Origin of the sequence: Lactobacillus sp. UMNPBX19 (assembly GCF_002553805.1) — a bacterium.
In the GTDB taxonomy this organism is placed as follows: Bacteria; Bacillota; Bacilli; order Lactobacillales; family Lactobacillaceae; genus Lactobacillus.
Map to the genome: position 1 here is coordinate 89980 of NZ_PCYR01000001.1, position 17847 is coordinate 107826.

The window sequence follows — 17847 nt, forward strand, 5'->3', positions numbered from 1 at the left end:
TGATCAACCTAATTACAAAGTTGACCGATCAAACTAAAGACGTTGGAATTTATGAATAACATCTGAATCGGAATACTAGCTTGTCCTAGGATCCATATTCACTGCGACATAGATTCAAATTTTGAACACTGCGGGTTCAACAAGCGTCATTATGTTGCAGTCAACTCAGATTTTATTGAAATTCAAGGAAGCGGCGTAAGCCGCTTTTTTTATTAAGTGAGGTTTAATAAGTGGTATTAAAAGTTCTAATGCTAATTTTTATTTTATTAGTGTTTATTACAGCTTGGTATTTAATTAGAAGTAAAAATAAAGGACAATTCATTATTTTCACTTTTATCGGAAATAAAAAAATTAATATGCTGTTCTCAATTACTAGTTTAGTGTTAATTTTAACTGGTTTTATTGGGATTATTATTTTATTTACCTTACCTAAAATATTTAATTTCATTACCTTAATTATTGCTGCAATGGCGCTTTCCATCTTTTCATTTACTTTCATGAATTTAAATGAATAGTTTTATTATTATTCTATTTAAATAAAATTTTGGTAAAATATTGATGAAGAGGTGATCAACATGTTAAAACAATACCAACATATCCAAGTTGCCGTAGATGGTTCAAAAGAAGCTGACGTTGCATTTAGCAAAGCTGTTGAAGTAGCCAAAAGAAACGGTGCTACTCTTGAAATTTTACACGTAGTAGATACTCGTGCATTTCAAGATGTTTCTAGCTTTGATTCAGCAATGGTTGAACAAGTATCTGAAGAGGCAAAAACCAAAATTGAAGAATATTATAACCGGGCTAAAGATGCTGGAGTTAAAGATGTTCACTATTCAATTGAATTTGGTTCTCCAAAGAATATCATTGCTCATGAATTTCCAGAAGAACACAATATCGATTTAATAATTTTAGGTGCTACTGGTTTAAATGCCGTAGAAAGATTACTAATTGGTAGTATTACGGAGTATGTTACCCGTACTGCAGCTTGTGATGTTCTTGTAATTCGTCAACCAGCTGCACAAAACGAAGATATTAAGAAAAATAGAAAAAATTAAGAGCAAAAAAATACCTCATCAAAAATGATGAGGTATTTTTTTATACTTTTAAAAGTCTCCAGCGGTACTAAAAATATAATCTTTATGGTGCCACTTCATCGATAGAATCAAGCCAATTCCAATCATATTTCCTAATAAGGCTGATCCCCCTTGAGATACAAATGGTAGTGGGATACCAGTCAATGGTAAAAGATCAATTCCCATTCCGATATTTTCAAAAACGTGAAATAAAATCATCATGATAATTCCCGTAGAAATATAAGAATAAAATGCATTCTTTGTTTCAAAAGTAATTTTGACCATTTGAAAAATTAAATAGAAATAAATCAAAATCAAAGCACAAGATCCTACGAAACCTAATGATTCACCAATAACTGAGAAAACCATATCAGAAGTTCTAACAGGAACATAAACACTGACTTTACCAAAACCATGTCCCCAAATTTGACCTGATCCAATCGCCTTCATACTTTGCCACAATTGATAAGCACCTGAAGAAGTATCTTGAGATGGATTCAACCAAGAGTTAATTCTTTGAAACTGGTAGGCCCTAAAGTTAAATGCACTTCCTAAAAATGCTTGTCCACCGGGGGTAGTAACCAGTAAGATTGCTGCTGCACCAATAATAAACACAACACCATATACTGGGATGATAATTTTCCAAGTAATTCCTGAAACTAAAATTACCCCACCAACAATTGCAAAGAACACAAGCATGGTACCGAAGTCATTTTGTAGCTTTAACAAAACTGCGACTGGAATTAACCATGCAGATATTTTACCAATCAAAAGCCAGTCTGTTTTAAAAGTATGGGCATACTGTTCATTATGCCGCTCTACTACTCTTGCTAACATTAAGATAAAGGCAGGTTTCATAATTTCAGACGGTTGAAAAGTTAATGGTCCTAATTTAAACCAACTCTTCGCACCAGTATCGGCAAATACTTGCCGGTTATACAAGAATAAAACTGCAATTAATAAAATTATTCCAATCCCATAAGCAATTGGAGCAATTTTAAAAAGTTGTTCTGCATCAAATTGCATTACAAAAATCACCAGTGCAATTGATACCAGATACCAAACTGCTTGAGTAATAACTGCTTTTACTGGGCTCCCCATTTTAGGATCATTCACAGTTGCAACCCAAATACCGTATAGACTGATGACGGCTAATAAAAAGACTGGAACTACTACACCCCATGCGATGCGATCATACCAATCTGCTTTATTTTCAACTTTTGTCATTGTATATCCCTACTTTGTTTATTTCTCATGCAAAGTAAAGTATGAAAGTAATTCATTAATAGCACTTTCTAAAGTCTTGGAATAGAGACTGTGATTTGTTTTAGAAGATACTACATGGTAGCGTTCTTCTTCTTGTTCAATAATTCCAATAGAACGTTTACCAGGAATAACAACTTCCCAGGTAGGTGCTGAAGTGCCTTTTCTTTCATTAACTTCAATATCAATACTTTCCAATTTTCTAGACATATATATTCTCCTACTTTTTATTCGAATGAAATGCCTGCGCAATAATTTCATCTTCATATCGTTCAGGATGAGGATTACGACGCAGGGTAAAATAATCCGGTACTGGATCTACTCCTCCCTTAATAAAAGGATTACAGCGTAATATCCGCGCTAGTCCCATTATTAAGCCTAAAATTGCTCCATGCTTTTTTAAAGCATCAATCATATAGCTTGAACAAGTAGGATAATACCTACATGTTGGTGGCAAAATTGGAGAAATAAATTTCTTATAAACATTTACTAACCTAATTAACAATTTATTCATTTTAACTTAAAAACTCAAAAAAATGAATCCATGTTGTAGGAAAGAAAATTGCAAAAGGATTGCCACTTGCAACACCACATCCAATAAAAGCTCCAAGGAGCATGGTTGCAAACAAGTATAAAATAATCTTTCCCAATTTTTTTAAATGTTTATTTACTAATGAAAAATTAAAACTTGCTCTCTTCATAATTAGTGTCTCTGATGATTCTCAATATTTTTAAGCAACACACCTGTTCCATTTGCAACAGCTTCTAATGGTTCATCAGCTTTTAAAACTGGAACTTGGAGATAATAAGTAATTAATTTATCAATATTCTTTAGTAAGGCTCCACCACCTGTTAACATAATACCACGATCGATAATGTCAGCAGACAATTCAGGTGGAGTTTGCTCCAAAACTTCTTTAGTTGCAGCCACAATTGACATTAAACCATCTTCAAGAGCCTTTTGAACTTCTAGCTCGTTAATTGTAACTTGCTTTGGCAATCCGTCAACCATATCACGACCACGAACAGTCATCGTCTTAGTTGGATCAGCTTCAAAAGCGGTCCCAAGTTGAATCTTAATTTGCTCAGCAGTGTGTTGTCCTACTAAAAGATTCTTACTACGTTTAATATAGCTGGCAATGGCCTGATTCATTTTATCCCCGGCCCAACGAAGTGAGCGGGAAGTTACGATTTCTCCCATTGACAAGACAGCAATATCAGTAGTACCACCACCAATATCAATAACCATATTTCCTTGTGGTCTAAAAATATCTAGTCCTGCTCCCACAGCTGCTACTTTAGGTTCAAAGTCTAGATATACTCGGCCTCCACCTGATTTCTCAGCAGCTTGAATAATAGCTTTTTGCTCAATTGAAGTAACTCCAGTAGGAGCACAGATTAGAATATTAGGTTTAGACATAAAACCTTTTACGTTTAATTTTTCAATAAAGTAGCTAAGCATTTCTTCTGTAATATCAAAATCTGCAATTACACCATTTTTCAATGGTCTAATTACTCTAATATTACCTGGTGTACGCCCTACCATTTTATATGCCTCAGTACCGACTGCGACAACTTTATCTTTATCAGTATCTACAGCAACAACAGAAGGTTCATTTAAAACGATACCTTTGCCGGATACATTTATTAGAACATTTGCAGTTCCTAAGTCAATTCCTATATCTCTTGCCACGCTAGTGCCTCCAGTATTTAATCATTAAAAATTGTAACATAAATACCGCTTTACTTTAAGGACAAGTGTAAAGAAGTGCTTTTCAAAAGCATTTCTTATAAAAATCATTAAAAAAGCATTTTTAATGCTAAGGATTGATCCACTAATGCCAAAATAAATTGTCCAACTATAAAACCTAAGGCAATCGACACAAATAGTAAAAATACTTGAATTTCAAATGTGTGTCCCTTCTTAAATAACTGATCCACTCTTAGGCCTCTCACTGCTCTGAACGAAAATGCAATCGTCACTAAATATGTGATTAGACTGACAATTGCATGAACTCCTACTTGTTTCATCATATAATTTTCTCCATAAAAAAAGACGAACTCATCGTTCGTCTTTCTCATTTCTATTTACCGTAATTTTCACGTACATGTAATCTATTAACTGCACGACGTAAGGCAATTTCAGCTTCTAGCATTTCTCTTTCGTTGTGCTTCTCCTTAGCTTCTTGCATATGTTGTTCAGCCCGCTTCTTAGCTGATTGTGCACGCTTAACATCAATATTGCGAGCACGTTCAGCACTGTCCGCAATAATGGTTGCTTCATTATTTGAAAATTCAATATAGCCCCCATTAACAGCAATATGGTCAATACGATCATTCATTTCATGCGTTCTTTTTACCCGAACTTCACCAATAGCTAAAGGAGTAACAATTGGAAGGTGATCATACATAATTGCACGATCTCCATCAATTGCGCGCATTGCTACCATCGTAGCATTATGCGAATAGACAATACCATCAGGTGTTACAACGCTAACTTTTATAATTTTTTCTGGATCCGCCATAACGCATCACCCTACTTTGCTTCTAACATTGCTTTTGCTTCAGGATTTTTAGGAGTAACTCCCATCTTTTCAGCTTGCTTAATAACATCCTCAATTGGACCAACGTTACGGAAAGCATCTTCCGGAAGATCATCCAATTTACCATCAATGATCATCTTGAAGCCTTTAATTGTTTCCTTGATTGGTACATATGAACCTGGAATACCAGTAAATTGTTCAGCAACAAAGAAGTTTTGTGAAAGGAAGAATTGAATCTTTCTTGCTCGTTCAACAATTAACTTCTCATCATCTGATAATTCATCCATACCTAAAACAGAAATAATATCTTGCAATTCTTGGTAACGTTGCAAAATATGTTGAACCTTAACAGCTACTTCATAGTGTTCTTCACCAACAATTTCTGGATCTAAGGCACTAGAAGTTGATTCAAGTGGATCAACAGCTGGGTAAATACCTTGTTCAACCAAACGACGTTCTAGGTTAGTAGTAGCATCTAAGTGAGCGAATGTAGTTGCAGGAGCTGGGTCAGTATAGTCATCAGCTGGCACATAAACGGCTTGAATTGAAGTAATAGATCCCTTCTTAGTAGAAGTAATCCGTTCTTGCAATTGACCCATTTCAGTTGCCAAAGTTGGTTGGTAACCAACGGCACTTGGCATACGACCAAGTAAAGCAGAAACTTCAGAACCTGCCTGAGTGAAACGGAAAATATTATCAATAAATAATAATACGTCCAAACCTTCAACATCACGGAAGTATTCCGCAATAGTCAAACCAGTTAATGCAACACGCATTCTGGCACCAGGTGGCTCATTCATCTGACCAAAGACCATAGCAGTTTTAGATAAAACGCCAGATGCCTTCATTTCAAAGTAAAGGTCGTTACCTTCACGTGTTCTTTCACCAACACCAGTAAATACAGAAATACCACCGTGTTCTTGGGCAATATTATGAATCAGTTCCTGAATAATAGTTGTCTTACCAACACCGGCACCACCGAATAGACCAACCTTACCACCACGAACATATGGTTCAAGTAAGTCAATAACTTTAATACCAGTTTCTAGAATTTCTTCACTTGTGCTTAGTTCATCGTACTTAGGTGCTTCTTTATGAATACCTTCACGTTTTACATCTTTACCTAGAGCAGGACCACCATCAATTGGATCACCTAATACGTTAAAGACACGTCCTAAAGTGTCTTTACCAACAGGAACAGAAATTGGAGCACCTGTGTCTTCAACTTCCATACCACGTCTTAAACCGTCGGTAGATTCCATTGAGATAGTTCTTAAAACACCGTCACCAAGTTCTAGTGTAACTTCAAGAACAAGAGTATCACCATTGCTGTTTGTGACACGTAAGGCGTTATTAATATCAGGTAAATCTTTATCTAGTGGGAATTCCACGTCAACGACAGGTCCAATAACTTGGACAATTTCGCCTTTACTCAAAACATCTACCTCCTTTTCTATTTTATTCTAAGGCATTTGCACCACCGATAATTTCAGTAATTTCGGTAGTAATTTGTGCCTGTCTTGCTCGATTCAATTTAGTCTTCAAACCAGAAACAACATCATCTGCATTTTGAGATGCACTCTGCATCGCTGTCATTGAACTTGCATGCTCAGCAGTTTTAGCATCCAAAATAGCTCCAAAGATCATTGATTTAGCAAATTGAGGTAAAACTGTCTTCAATACTGAATCAATATCCGGCTCAATAATGTAGTCTTTTGGCATTGTTTCTTTATGATTAATATCAATATCAGAAATTGGTAACATGCTTTCTACTCTAAAAGCAGAAGTCAACGTATTTACGTGGTGAGTATAACAAACAAAAAGTTCATCATAAACCCCATTTAAGTACATCTTTACAGCGGTTTGAACAATATCTCTAACTTCATTGTAAGTTGGGACATCGCTTACACCACTATATTCATATACCACATTAAGATTTTGCTTCTTAAAGAATTGTGCGGCAACGCTACCAACTGCCAAAATTTTAACATCTTTATTTTGGGCATCAGCATCCTTAAAGATACTCATCATATTCTTAATAACTTGACTGTTATAAGAACCAACTAAACCTCTATCTCCACTAATTACTAAGTAACCAGTCGATTTAATTTCTTTACGAGGTTGAACTAAAGATGCTAAAGTACCTAAATCGAAGAAACTACTATAATCAATATTAGATTGACCGCCAAATTCACTGTATTCATTTGTCTCTTTACCTAATTGATTCACAATTTGTGAACTCATCAGATGAGAAACGGTTGCTCTAACTTTATCGTTATAAATAGTATATTCTTGATCAAGTTTTTCAGTTCTATTCAATTTAACACCTGAAACCATTCTCATAGCTTCAGTTATTTGACCTGTTTTCTGAATTGAAGCAATCTTTTTTTTCAGTTCAAGGAGAGATTCTGCCAATGAAAAAACCTCCTCTTCTATTTCTTACTGATTGAAAAACCTTCGTTGAAGTTCTTTAAAGCTTCATTAAGCTTATCTTCCTCAGGTAAATCTCCTGTAGTGCGGATTACATCAAGTAAGTCGTTATAGTTACTTGCAAAGTAATCATATAATTCAAGTTCATAACGTTGAATATCAGGTACAGGAATTGCATCCAAAAAGCCATGTGTCAAAGCATAAAGAATTAATACTTCATCTTCAACAGGAAGTGGCTTATGTAGTGGCTGCTTTAATACTTCAACAGTACGACGTCCACGATTTAACTTGGCTTGAGTAGCTTGATCAAGATCACTACCAAATTGAGCAAAGCTTTCAAGCTCTCTATATGATGCCAAGTCCACACGTAATGTACCTGCAACCTTTTTCATAGCCTTGATCTGTGCACTACCACCAACACGGGAAACTGATTCACCGGCATTAATGGCAGGACGTGTACCAGCAAAGAATAGATCAGCTTCCAAGAAAATCTGTCCATCAGTAATGGAAATAACGTTAGTTGGAATATAAGCTGAAATATCCCCAGCTTGGGTTTGAATAAATGGTAAGGCAGTCATTGAACCGCCACCAAGTTTCTTATTCAACTTAGCACTACGTTCTAGTAAACGAGAGTGTAAGTAGAAAACATCACCTGGATAAGCTTCACGACCAGGTGGACGACGAAGAAGTAAGGAAATTTCACGGTATGCAACGGCTTGCTTACTCAAGTCATCAAATACGATTAATACATCCTTACCATTGTACATAAACTCTTCACCCATTGCAGTTCCTGCATATGGAGCGATATAAAGCATTGGTGCGGGTTCACTAGGACCAGCTTCTACTACAATAGTGTAGTCCATAGCACCAAATCGTTTTAAAGTTTCAACAGAGTTTTTAACTGTTGATTCCTTTTGACCAATGGCAACGTAAATACAAATAACATCTTGGCCCTTTTGATTAATGATTGTATCTAGTGCAAGAGCAGTTTTACCTGTCTTACGGTCACCAATAATTAATTCACGCTGTCCACGACCAATTGGAACTAAAGCATCGATAGCTTTAATACCAGTTTGTAAAGGCTGATTAACGGATTGTCTATCCATAACTCCAGGAGCTTTACTTTCAATAGGTCTAGTCTTATCAGTCTTAATCTCACCTAAACCATCTACTGGTTGTCCTAATGGGTTCACAACACGACCAATTAATTGATCGCCAACAGGAACTTCCATAATTCGACCAGTACGCTTAACTTGATCACCTTCACGAATATCGTCAAAGCGACCTAAGATGATGATACCAACATCATTGGCTTCTAGGTTTTGCGCAATACCGTATGAACCATTAGAAAATTGTAATAATTCACTTGATAATACGTTATTTAGACCGTGAGCACGGGCGATACCGTCACCGACGTAGGTAACAGTACCAACTTCGTTGACGTTGAGCTTATCATCATATTTCTCAAGTTGTTGCTTGATCAAAGCGCTAATTTCTTCCGCTTTAATGCTCAATGGTTTCACCTCTTTTATCTATTTTCAATTAATTGCTCACGAATTTGTTGCAATCGAGTTCTTATAGAACCATCAATAATGCGATCCCCGACTTTGAGGATAATACCTCCTAAGATACTTTGATCAACTTTATTTGTTAGAATCAATTCTTTAAAGCCATACTTCTTAGCATAGGCTTGGCTTATTCGACTTAATTCATCTTCATTAAGCTTAATAGCACTTACTGCAGTACCAGAAGCAATATTCTTATACTCATCATAAAGAGTATTAAACGCCTCAATAATTGCAGTTAAGGATTCAAATCTGCGATATTCTAATAAGAAATCCAAAAAATTCTTAGTTTCAACTGAAAACTTATCACTAAAACTTGATAAGAATTCCTCTTTTTGATCCTTTCGAATAATGGGATCGCTTAACAAACGCAACATATCAGGATTTGCTTTAGCTACTTGAAGCAATACATTCATATCTTCATGTACTGCATCCAGACTATTAGCATCCTGTGCATAAGCAAATAAAGCTTTACTGTATCTGGAAGCAATTTCTTCTCTACTTAAAGCCATTAGTCATTCAGCCCCTTGATAAATTGATCTACCAAGTCTTTCTGATCAGCAGCAGATAAATTCTTGCTAATTACTTTTTCAGCAATAGCAACAGAAATGTCAGCTACTTGATCTCTTGCTTCATTGAGTGCATCAGTTTTTGCTTGGGCAGCATCTTCTGATGCTCTCTTTCTAATTGCGGCAGCTTCTTGATCAGCTTGGCTAATAATATTATTCTTAGTCTTTTCCGCATTGCTTTTTGCAGTAGAAAGAATTTGTGTTGCCTCTTGTTTAGAGTCTTTCAAGGCAGCTTCACGTTGATTAGCAAGCAATTCAGCTTTCTTTCGATCACTTTCTGCTTGATCAAGGTCGCTTATTACCTTTTGACGACGTTCTTCCATCATCTTTGTTACAGGGCCCCAAGCAAAGTGCTTAACTAAGAGGAGCAAAGCTGCAAAGATCAAAAGATAGTAAAGCGTGTCACCTAACTCTAATTTTAAGGCTGCAAACATAAATTGCATGTCTCAACCCTTCTTTCTCGTAATTACGATCTTGTTCTTAAAACGCAAATTACAGGAAGAGAATTAAGAAACCAATAACGATAGCTAAGATAGGAACAGCTTCGATCAAACCAACACCAATAAACATAGTTGCTCTAAGGTTGTTAGCAGATTCAGGTTGTCTTGCCATACCTTCAATAGTTTTTGAAATAACTTTTCCGTTACCGTAGGAAGCAGCCAAAGCAGCTAAACCAGCGGCAATTGCGGCAGCTAAATATTTCATAGAAAAACCTCCGTAAAATTATTCTTCAGTAACCTTTTTCCCAATATATACCATTGACAAAGTTACGAATACATATGCCTGGATAGAGCCAATAAAGACAGAGAAGCCTTGCCAGATTAAAGTTAGTGGAACCGAAGCGATGACGGTAAACCAACCCGCACTCTTTGCAAAACGATTACCGATTAAAGTTAATAATACTTCACCGGCATAAATATTACCGTAAAGACGTAGTGATAACGTCAAGAAATTAGTGAATTCCTCAATAATATTGATTGGAAGTAAAAATCCAACTGGTTTTGCATAATTTGCAAAATAACCTTTAGCACCAAACCTCTGAACACCAAAGTTATAAGACAAAAGCAATGTCATCATTGCCATGGTCATAGTAATTAATGGGTTAGCTGTTGGTGATTTGACAAGGATATGGTCATTAATTGAAAACTCAAAGAACAAACCTAACTGGTTCATAAAGAAAATAAACATGAATAGGGTAAAGGCATATAGAGATAGGTGCTTTTGTGCATCTACGTCAGCAACGTTGTCCTTAACAATCCCATTTGTAAAATCAATCATATATTCCAAAAGATTTTGCTTTTTATTAGGTTTTAAAGAAACATTACGTCCTAAATACCAAACAAGAAAGAAAACCGCAATTGCGACTAACGTTCCCCCTAAGCAGTTAGTTACATTGAAATTTAAGCCGAATACATTAACGACTACAGATTTCTCATTCACTTCGTGACCTCCCTTCTTGTGCTGAATACCTCAAACACACTAAAAATGATAACACCCAAAAATTTCAATTTCAAAATATTTTTGAGTAAAATTACTTAGTTCCGAACAATCTATCTCCTGCATCCCCTAGACCTGGGTAGATGTAACCGTTATCCATTAATTTTTCATCTTCTGCTGCTGCATAGATGTCTACATCTGGATTTGCTTCTTGTACAGTCTTCACACCTTCAGGAGCAGCTACTAGAACAGCTAAACGAATATTCTTAGCACCACGCTTCTTTAATGCTTCAATAGCCATATTTGCTGAACCACCTGTTGCAAGCATTGGATCAACAATAATACATTCACGTTCTTCAATATCTGGTGGCATCTTGAAGAAATATTCATGTGGCTTTAGAGTTTCTTCATCACGATACATTCCGATATGTCCTACTTTTGCAGATGGGATCATTTGAAGAACACCATCAACCATTCCAAGACCAGCACGTAAAATTGGTACTATAACTAGTTTCTTACCTGCTAATTCTTTTTGAGTTGACTTTCCAATTGGAGTTTCAATCTCAACATTCTTCAATGGCAAATCGCGTGTCATTTCATACACCATGAGTCCACCGATTTCACCAACAATTTGACGAAATTCATTTGTACCTGTGTCTTTCTTACGAATAATTGTCAACTTATGTTGGATCAACGGGTGATTCAAAACGGTAAACTTACCCATAATGGCCTCCTATTTTAAAAATAATACTTCGTCCATTATTTTAACAAATTATTAGATAAATGTTTCCTAAATCATACGAAAAAAGGCATGTTTTTCTACATGCCTTTTTATTTTTAATGAAAATGGTGGCCAGCAGCAGCTTTGTTTAAACGATTCATATAAGCAGCACTAATTGCACCATGGTCAAAACCTTGGACATAAATGCGCTTAATCTTATTTTCATCATCAAAATATCTTAAAGCACCAAACAAATTATGGGCTGCCTTATCAATGGTCTTACCTAAACTATATTTATTAGGACTATCGATCTTTTCAAGAACTTCATCCAAAGCAGCTACACCAGTCTCATCATCCCATTGGATTTTCGAAAAGTCTTCTTCTTTATCAACAATTAAAACAGGAGCACTAGGAGCGTAATGACGATATTTCATACCAGGAGCTTTTGGCACACCCTTAGTCTGCGTAGTTCCCCTATTCATCAAAACTTCTTCTCCTAGAACCGCTGAAATCTCTTCGGGCGTAATTTCACCAGGACGAAGTACCGTTGGCTTTTCAACGGACAAATCAACAATTGTTGACTCTAAACCAATTTCGGTTGGACCATTATCAATAATCCCGGCTATTTTTCCCTTTAAATCATGAAAAACATGTTCTGCAGTTGTTGGACTAGGCTTAGTGGAAGTATTAGCGGAGGGCCCAACAATAGGCTTACCCAGTTCACTAATTAAATCATGGGTCATATCATCATTCGGACAGCGAAATGCTGCGGTTGGAAGCCCGCCAGTTACAGCATCTGGTAAAGTGCCTTCTTTGACAAAAAGAAGAATAGTTAATGGACCAGGCCAAAAGTGCTTAATTAGCTTTTTAGCACGTTCTGGCACTTCATTAACATATTTTTCCATCATCTCTTCATCAGACACAGTTACAATTAATGGATTATCACTTGGGCGGCCTTTAGCTGCATATACACTCTTAACAGCCTTTTCATTAGTTGCTAATGCCCCAAGCCCATATACGGTTTCAGTTGGAAAAGCTACTAATTCTCCTTTTCTCAACAAGGCAACTGCTTCAGAAATTTGTTCTTTATTGAAAATCTTCGTTTCCATTACTTCTTCCACCTTCCATGAACCATTCTTGGCTTACCTGCTAAGTCATCCCTAAATTCAATTTCAAAATCCGGTAATTCAGTCTCAAATAATTCTTTTAATTGCTCTTTTTCACTAAAACCGAACTCTAAGAAAAATTGTCCTTGAGGATTTAAATGTGACTGAACTTGCTTTGCAAACTTACGATAAAAATCTAGACCATCTTCTCCACCATATAAGGCAGTATCAGGTTCGTTTTTTATAACATTTTCATCCATTAAATTCTTTTCGCTCATCTTAATGTAAGGAGGATTAGAAATAATCATGTCAAATTTTTCTAAGCCCACTAATACATTTGCCTTACGGGTTTTAACATCTAAATCATACTTTAAGAAATTTTCTTCGCTTTCACGCAAAGCGGAATCTGTAATATCACTTGCGTATAGATTCAAGTTCTGAATTCCCTGTTTCTGAGCTTGCTTTACTAAGGCAACCATAATAGCTCCAGAACCAGTTCCTAAATCAAGGATCTTTTTACCAGATTCAATATTTTCAAGTGCCCATTTAACTAACTCTTCAGTTTCAAACCGAGGAATTAAAACTCCACGGTTAACTAAAATTTTGTAGCCATAAAACCAAGCGTATCCCAAAATATATTGCGGAGAAATTCCTCTACGCAATTTTTTCATATCTTTTAATGCTTGTTTTTCTTGTTCCGGAGTTAATTCATCATTAATGTGTAATTCAAATTCTGAAGGTGTATAGCCTAATCTTTCTCCTAGAACGTAATCAATATCCTCTGGACGAATTTCAGAATTATCATTTAACACAGTTTCTTTTATTTTTTTTAGACTTTTAGGCATTTTCTTCAGCCATCTTTTCTAATTGCTGAGTTTGGTAGTAAAGAACGAGTGAATTAATAATTTCATCCAACTCGCCGTTCATTATTCGATCAAGCTTGTTTAAAGTTAGACCAATTCTGTGATCAGTTACACGGTTTTGAGGATAGTTATAGGTTCTAATTCTTTCAGACCGATCTCCTGTACCAACAGATTCTTTTCTTTTAGCATCATATTGATCACGATTTTGACTTTCATAGTAGTCATAAACACGTGATTTCAAAATTTGCATAGCCTTTTCACGATTTTGTTGTTGACTACGTTGATCCTGCATAGCAACTACAATACCAGTAGGAAGGTGGGTCATACGTACGGCACTAGAAGTTTTGTTAATATGCTGTCCACCAGCACCAGATGAACGGTAAACATCTACACGAATATCTTTTGGATCCAAGTCGATGTCTACTTGTTCGTATTCGGGCATAACGGCTACAGTCGCAGTAGAAGTGTGAACACGGCCTTGAGATTCAGTTACTGGAACACGTTGCACACGATGAGCTCCGTTTTCATACTTTAATTTTGAGTAAACTTTATCACCTGTGATCATAACAGCAACGCGCTTATACCCACCTACTTCAGTCGGATCAGAATCAATTAAAGATACTTTCCAACCTTGAGTTTCTGCGTATTTTTCGTACATCCTAAGAAGATCGCCTGCAAATAATGATGCTTCATCCCCACCGGCAGCTCCTCTAATTTCCATAATAATATCTTTATCATCGTTAGGGTCTTTAGGAAGCATTAAGATCTTAATCTCATCTTCTAATTCAGCAACTTCTTTTTCTAATTCAGAATTTTCTTCCTTCGCCATCTCAACTAAGTCATTATCAGATTCAGTAGAAATAATTTCTTTATTATCATCAATTTCTTTAATATCTGACTTATATTTACGATATTTTTGTACTACTTCACGCATATCGGCTTCTTCTTTAGAGATTTCCATATACCGCTTAGTATCGTTAATAACTTCGGGATCAGCCATCATTTCTTGAAGTTCTTCATAATGGGCAACTAATCCTTCCAATTGAGCCATCACTTTATCCATAATTATTATCCTTTCTTAATTCTTTTATCTTTTATCTTTGCTTATTGGGATGAAAATAGTGAAAACGACAAACGGGATAGTAAGATTCATCTCCGCCAATTTGAACTTGTTCACCCTCATAAACAGGTTTTCCAGAATTAATTCGTAAATTCATTGTAGCCTTATGACCGCAATAGTGACAAATTGTCTTCATTTCTTCTACTTTATCAGCAAAAATCAACAAATTTTCGCTACCTTCAAATAAATGATTTTGAAAATCATTTTTCAGACCAAATGCCATTACAGGAATTTTTAATTCATCAACAATTTTGGCACATTCTAATACGTGGTGTCTTTTTAAAAACTGTGCCTCGTCAATTAAAACACAAGCCACCCTACCATTGCCAGACTCCACATCACTTTTATTCAATTCTGAAACATAATTAAATAAATTTAAATCTTCACTTATAGGCACAGCTTTACGATGTAAACCGATTCTAGAAGCTACTGTTCCTACTCCACTTCTATCGTCTACATTACTCGTCATTAAAGCAATTTTTCGTCCTTGTGCCTCATAATTATGGGCAACCTTCAGTATTTCAATCGACTTACCACTACTCATTGCACCATAGCGAAAAAACAACTGGGCCACTGCAAAATTCCTCCATTGTTAAGTTTATGTAACTTCACTAGTATTATCTTAATTAGTATAAAGTAAATTTAAAAATCGTGCAGGTAAAAATAAAAAAGGTCGTCTTCATTTTATCTATATGCTATAGTAAAATTTAGTTTTAAAGTGAGGGATAATAATATGAATTTAAAATCAGGCATCGCTAAGGTAGCTGGTAAATCATCTTACTGGTTTCTTCATAACGTATTAAAGGGCGGGACGAGTTTTCCTGGGAAATTTGCCATGAAAATTGATCCTAAAGTATTAAATTCATTAGCAAAAGGCTATGAGACAATCATTGTTACTGGAACTAATGGTAAAACAATGACAACTGCTTTAATCGTGGAAGCATTAAAGAAGAAATATGGTGATATTTTAACTAATCCATCAGGCTCAAATATGCAACAAGGAATTGTTACAGCATTTTTAGCTCACAAGAATAAAAGAGCAAAAAAGAAAATTGCTGTGCTAGAAGTAGATGAAGCAAATGTAAAAATGGTAACCGAGTTACTGCATCCAAGCGTATTTGTTTTAACTAATATTTTTCGCGATCAGATGGATAGATATGGTGAAATTTATACTACCTACCAAAAGATTATCGATGGAATTAAACTAGCTCCCGATGCAACTATTATCGCTAACGGGGATGCAAGTATTTTTTCATCCGTGGAATTACCTAATAAAAAAGTATTCTATGGTTTCAAACTTCCCGAAGACAAACCTGAAAATGACTTCAAGGCTCCCGTAAATACTGACGGTGTTTTATGTCCTAAGTGTGATCATATCTTGCATTATCACGAACGTATTTATGCAAACTTAGGAGACTATTTCTGCCCTAATTGTGGCTACCATCGTCCAGAATTAACCTATAGTGTAAATCAAATTATTGATCAAACTCCAAATAGCTTAAATTTCAAAATGGGTGAAAAAGAGTACAGCATTGGTATCGGTGGTACCTACAATATATATAATGCTCTAGCTGCTTATTCTGTAGCGCGTGAATTTGGTTTAAGTGAAGAAGAAGTAGCCCAAAGTTTTGCTGAAAACAAACGAATCTTTGGTCGCCAAGAATTGATTAATTATGCAGATAAAGAAATAGATCTCATCTTAGTTAAAAATCCAGTTGGACTTGATGAAGTTCTCCATATGTTAAATACTGAAAAAGATAACTACTCTTTAGTTACTCTTTTAAATGCAAATCACGCAGACGGAATCGATACATCCTGGATCTGGGATGCAGATTACGAAGGATTAAATAAAGATCAAATCAAAAAAGTAATAGTCGGTGGAAAACGTTGGCATGATATGGGATTTAGACTAGAAGTTTCCGGCTTCGATCCGGGTTTAATGACAACTGCCACTAATAATGAAGCTTTATTAGATGAAATTTCAAAATTACCAACTAAGAAAGTTTATATTTTAGCTACTTATACTGCTATGCTTTCACTTCGTAAAACAATGGGTGAAAAGAAAATTATTAAAGCAGGTATGTAATATAAAAAGGGATAATGTCAATTGACATTATCCCTTTTTAATTTTTATAGACATTTTCTTTCAAAAACGTATCAACAATCTTTTCCCTCATTGCAAGAAAAATATGATTATGTCCGCTCGGATGGATTCGATTTGTTAAAACAATCATTGCGGTTTGATTAAGCCGATCAATTAGCATAAATGTTCCAGTAAAGCCAGTATGGTAAATCAATGGGTGTTGGTCAACAGGATCAAACCGTAAATCCCATCCCCAAGAACGAGGATGTACTTTCTTAGGCGTTTCAACTTGAAACAAATTAGCTAGTGTAGCCTGCTCTAGAGGTAAGGCATCATCACGCAGTCCTAAATAAGCTTGGGTTATCTTTATTAAATCCTCCAGATTTGCAAACAAGCCTGCAGAGCCACAATCCTTTCCTAGTACGCGAGCTTTAGGATCATGCACAATACCTCGTAACATTTTTCCACTTTCAGTTAAAGCGGTAGGAACGCACTCATTCGCCTTAGGATGAAAAGTTGTCTCTTTCAATTTGGCAGGTAAAATAATCTCCTGCATAATGATATCTTGCACAGGTAGCCCATAGATTTTCTCAAGAACTAATCCCAATAAAATAAAATTAGTATCGGCATATCGCATTTTGGTTTTAAATTCATCAGTCACAGGTAAGCCTATAATCGCCTTCAATAAATCGGGTGCAGCTAATTCATCACGATTAGGAATCCATCCCCGAATTCCACTAGTATGGGTTAACAAATCACTAAGGCGAATACGTTCATCTTTAAATTCAGGAATAAAATCTTTAAGAGGTTCTGTAAAATTAAGTTTTCCTTCTTCTTTCAGCTTCAAAAAAACATTAGTTGTTCCTAACACCTTAGTTAAACTAGCTAAGTCATACAGAGCAAAAGGACTAAGTTGCTCAACTTTAGGTATCAAACTAGCAAAGCCAACTGTTGAGGTAAATACTTGCTTTTTTTTAATAAAAGCATAATTTACTCCAGGAATAATCCGCTCACTAACCATACTTTCAACTAAATGTTGAGTCTTAAAAAATTCTATCATCCTTACCACCTGGA

Annotated in this window: 23 protein-coding genes; 3 read left to right on the forward strand and 20 right to left on the reverse strand. The window is 35.7% G+C overall.

Annotated features, from left to right (window positions below; genetic code table 11):
* Positions 1-230: 230 nt before the first annotated feature.
* Together CP370_RS00450 and CP370_RS00455 are read left to right on the forward strand one after the other, a co-directional pair.
* The gene (locus CP370_RS00450) at positions 231-515 is read left to right on the forward strand and encodes a hypothetical protein (RefSeq protein ID WP_011161826.1); all 285 of its coding nucleotides are present in this window, start codon (positions 231-233) and stop codon (positions 513-515) included.
* Between the two features lie 60 nt (positions 516-575).
* Positions 576-1055, forward strand: a complete 480-nt coding sequence (locus CP370_RS00455; RefSeq protein WP_004897600.1) for a universal stress protein — start codon at positions 576-578, stop codon at positions 1053-1055.
* A 48-nt stretch (positions 1056-1103) separates the two neighbouring features.
* Here the strand turns inward: CP370_RS00455 and CP370_RS00460 are convergent, their stop codons facing one another.
* From CP370_RS00460 to CP370_RS00550, 19 genes are all read right to left on the reverse strand, one after another.
* Positions 1104-2300, reverse strand: coding sequence for an FtsW/RodA/SpoVE family cell cycle protein (locus CP370_RS00460; RefSeq protein WP_087712853.1), 1197 nt, complete (start codon positions 2298-2300; stop codon positions 1104-1106).
* Positions 2301-2318: 18 nt separating this feature from the next.
* Positions 2319-2546: a DUF2969 domain-containing protein gene (locus CP370_RS00465; protein WP_004894179.1), complete on the reverse strand. Its 228-nt coding sequence runs from the start codon at positions 2544-2546 to the stop codon at positions 2319-2321.
* Positions 2547-2556: 10 nt separating this feature from the next.
* Positions 2557-2850 (reverse strand): membrane protein insertion efficiency factor YidD, encoded by a 294-nt coding sequence (gene yidD, locus CP370_RS00470; protein ID WP_012846385.1) that lies wholly within the window; start codon positions 2848-2850, stop codon positions 2557-2559.
* Position 2851: 1 nt separating this feature from the next.
* Positions 2852-3037, reverse strand: coding sequence for a DNA-directed RNA polymerase subunit beta (locus CP370_RS00475; protein ID WP_004894174.1), 186 nt, complete (start codon positions 3035-3037; stop codon positions 2852-2854).
* 2 nt (positions 3038-3039) lie between these two features.
* Entirely contained in the window at positions 3040-4029 is a 990-nt protein-coding gene (locus CP370_RS00480; protein WP_004894172.1) for a rod shape-determining protein, read from the reverse strand.
* 107 nt (positions 4030-4136) lie between these two features.
* A complete protein-coding gene (locus CP370_RS00485; protein WP_012846386.1) occupies positions 4137-4370 on the reverse strand; it encodes a DUF1146 family protein in 234 nt (77 codons plus the stop codon).
* A gap of 50 nt (positions 4371-4420) precedes the next feature.
* Positions 4421-4861 (reverse strand): F0F1 ATP synthase subunit epsilon, encoded by a 441-nt coding sequence (locus CP370_RS00490; RefSeq protein ID WP_004897606.1) that lies wholly within the window; start codon positions 4859-4861, stop codon positions 4421-4423.
* An 11-nt stretch (positions 4862-4872) separates the two neighbouring features.
* Positions 4873-6315 (reverse strand): F0F1 ATP synthase subunit beta, encoded by a 1443-nt coding sequence (gene atpD / locus CP370_RS00495; RefSeq protein ID WP_012846387.1) that lies wholly within the window; start codon positions 6313-6315, stop codon positions 4873-4875.
* A 22-nt stretch (positions 6316-6337) separates the two neighbouring features.
* Positions 6338-7294, reverse strand: a complete 957-nt coding sequence (locus CP370_RS00500) for a F0F1 ATP synthase subunit gamma (RefSeq protein WP_004894163.1) — start codon at positions 7292-7294, stop codon at positions 6338-6340.
* Positions 7295-7311: 17 nt separating this feature from the next.
* Positions 7312-8823 (reverse strand): F0F1 ATP synthase subunit alpha, encoded by a 1512-nt coding sequence (gene atpA / locus CP370_RS00505; protein ID WP_004897610.1) that lies wholly within the window; start codon positions 8821-8823, stop codon positions 7312-7314.
* 14 nt (positions 8824-8837) lie between these two features.
* Positions 8838-9386 (reverse strand): F0F1 ATP synthase subunit delta, encoded by a 549-nt coding sequence (locus CP370_RS00510; RefSeq protein WP_012846388.1) that lies wholly within the window; start codon positions 9384-9386, stop codon positions 8838-8840.
* Complete coding sequence (gene atpF, locus CP370_RS00515; RefSeq protein WP_004894154.1) at positions 9386-9886, reverse strand: F0F1 ATP synthase subunit B; 501 nt, start codon at positions 9884-9886, stop codon at positions 9386-9388. The genes CP370_RS00510 and atpF overlap by 1 nt, the downstream gene beginning before the upstream one ends.
* A 49-nt stretch (positions 9887-9935) precedes the next feature.
* Positions 9936-10148 (reverse strand): F0F1 ATP synthase subunit C, encoded by a 213-nt coding sequence (gene atpE / locus CP370_RS00520; RefSeq protein WP_004894153.1) that lies wholly within the window; start codon positions 10146-10148, stop codon positions 9936-9938.
* An 18-nt stretch (positions 10149-10166) separates the two neighbouring features.
* Positions 10167-10883, reverse strand: coding sequence for a F0F1 ATP synthase subunit A (atpB, locus tag CP370_RS00525; RefSeq protein ID WP_004894150.1), 717 nt, complete (start codon positions 10881-10883; stop codon positions 10167-10169).
* A gap of 91 nt (positions 10884-10974) precedes the next feature.
* The gene (upp, locus tag CP370_RS00530) at positions 10975-11604 is read right to left on the reverse strand and encodes a uracil phosphoribosyltransferase (protein ID WP_004894147.1); all 630 of its coding nucleotides are present in this window, start codon (positions 11602-11604) and stop codon (positions 10975-10977) included.
* Positions 11605-11717: 113 nt separating this feature from the next.
* A complete protein-coding gene (locus tag CP370_RS00535; protein ID WP_087712852.1) occupies positions 11718-12710 on the reverse strand; it encodes an L-threonylcarbamoyladenylate synthase in 993 nt (330 codons plus the stop codon).
* Positions 12710-13552 carry a peptide chain release factor N(5)-glutamine methyltransferase gene (gene prmC / locus CP370_RS00540; protein ID WP_087712851.1) on the reverse strand — a complete coding sequence of 281 codons (843 nt, stop codon included), beginning with the start codon at positions 13550-13552 and terminating at the stop codon, positions 12710-12712. Before prmC ends, CP370_RS00535 begins: the two co-directional genes overlap by 1 nt.
* Entirely contained in the window at positions 13545-14633 is a 1089-nt protein-coding gene (gene prfA / locus CP370_RS00545; protein ID WP_087712850.1) for a peptide chain release factor 1, read from the reverse strand. The genes prmC and prfA overlap by 8 nt, the downstream gene beginning before the upstream one ends.
* Positions 14634-14664: 31 nt before the next feature.
* The gene (locus CP370_RS00550) at positions 14665-15264 is read right to left on the reverse strand and encodes a thymidine kinase (protein ID WP_061400771.1); all 600 of its coding nucleotides are present in this window, start codon (positions 15262-15264) and stop codon (positions 14665-14667) included.
* 159 nt (positions 15265-15423) lie between these two features.
* Between CP370_RS00550 and CP370_RS00555 the strand changes: the two genes are divergently transcribed.
* Positions 15424-16776 (forward strand): Mur ligase family protein, encoded by a 1353-nt coding sequence (locus tag CP370_RS00555; RefSeq protein ID WP_087712849.1) that lies wholly within the window; start codon positions 15424-15426, stop codon positions 16774-16776.
* Between the two features lie 37 nt (positions 16777-16813).
* Here CP370_RS00555 and CP370_RS00560 read toward each other — a convergent pair whose 3' ends face one another.
* On the reverse strand, positions 16814-17833 hold the full coding sequence (locus tag CP370_RS00560) for a serine hydrolase (protein WP_087712848.1): 1020 nt from the start codon (positions 17831-17833) through the stop codon (positions 16814-16816).
* Between the last annotated feature and the right edge of the window lie 14 nt (positions 17834-17847).

Bases quoted from the DNA above. Each gene is read 5' to 3' on its own strand.
- CP370_RS00455 (WP_004897600.1), top strand. From the start codon at position 576: ATGTTAAAACAATACCAACATATCCAAGTTGCCGTAGATGGTTCAAAA.
- CP370_RS00460 (WP_087712853.1), bottom strand. From the start codon at position 2,300: ATGACAAAAGTTGAAAATAAAGCAGATTGGTATGATCGCATCGCATGG.
- CP370_RS00465 (WP_004894179.1), bottom strand. From the start codon at position 2,546: ATGTCTAGAAAATTGGAAAGTATTGATATTGAAGTTAATGAAAGAAAA.
- yidD (WP_012846385.1), bottom strand. From the start codon at position 2,850: ATGAATAAATTGTTAATTAGGTTAGTAAATGTTTATAAGAAATTTATT.
- CP370_RS00475 (WP_004894174.1), bottom strand. From the start codon at position 3,037: ATGAAGAGAGCAAGTTTTAATTTTTCATTAGTAAATAAACATTTAAAA.
- CP370_RS00485 (WP_012846386.1), bottom strand. From the start codon at position 4,370: ATGATGAAACAAGTAGGAGTTCATGCAATTGTCAGTCTAATCACATAT.
- CP370_RS00490 (WP_004897606.1), bottom strand. From the start codon at position 4,861: ATGGCGGATCCAGAAAAAATTATAAAAGTTAGCGTTGTAACACCTGAT.
- CP370_RS00510 (WP_012846388.1), bottom strand. From the start codon at position 9,386: ATGGCTTTAAGTAGAGAAGAAATTGCTTCCAGATACAGTAAAGCTTTA.
- atpF (WP_004894154.1), bottom strand. From the start codon at position 9,886: ATGCAATTTATGTTTGCAGCCTTAAAATTAGAGTTAGGTGACACGCTT.
- atpE (WP_004894153.1), bottom strand. From the start codon at position 10,148: ATGAAATATTTAGCTGCCGCAATTGCCGCTGGTTTAGCTGCTTTGGCT.
- upp (WP_004894147.1), bottom strand. From the start codon at position 11,604: ATGGGTAAGTTTACCGTTTTGAATCACCCGTTGATCCAACATAAGTTG.
- CP370_RS00535 (WP_087712852.1), bottom strand. From the start codon at position 12,710: ATGGAAACGAAGATTTTCAATAAAGAACAAATTTCTGAAGCAGTTGCC.
- prmC (WP_087712851.1), bottom strand. From the start codon at position 13,552: ATGCCTAAAAGTCTAAAAAAAATAAAAGAAACTGTGTTAAATGATAAT.
- prfA (WP_087712850.1), bottom strand. From the start codon at position 14,633: ATGGATAAAGTGATGGCTCAATTGGAAGGATTAGTTGCCCATTATGAA.
- CP370_RS00555 (WP_087712849.1), top strand. From the start codon at position 15,424: ATGAATTTAAAATCAGGCATCGCTAAGGTAGCTGGTAAATCATCTTAC.
- CP370_RS00560 (WP_087712848.1), bottom strand. From the start codon at position 17,833: ATGATAGAATTTTTTAAGACTCAACATTTAGTTGAAAGTATGGTTAGT.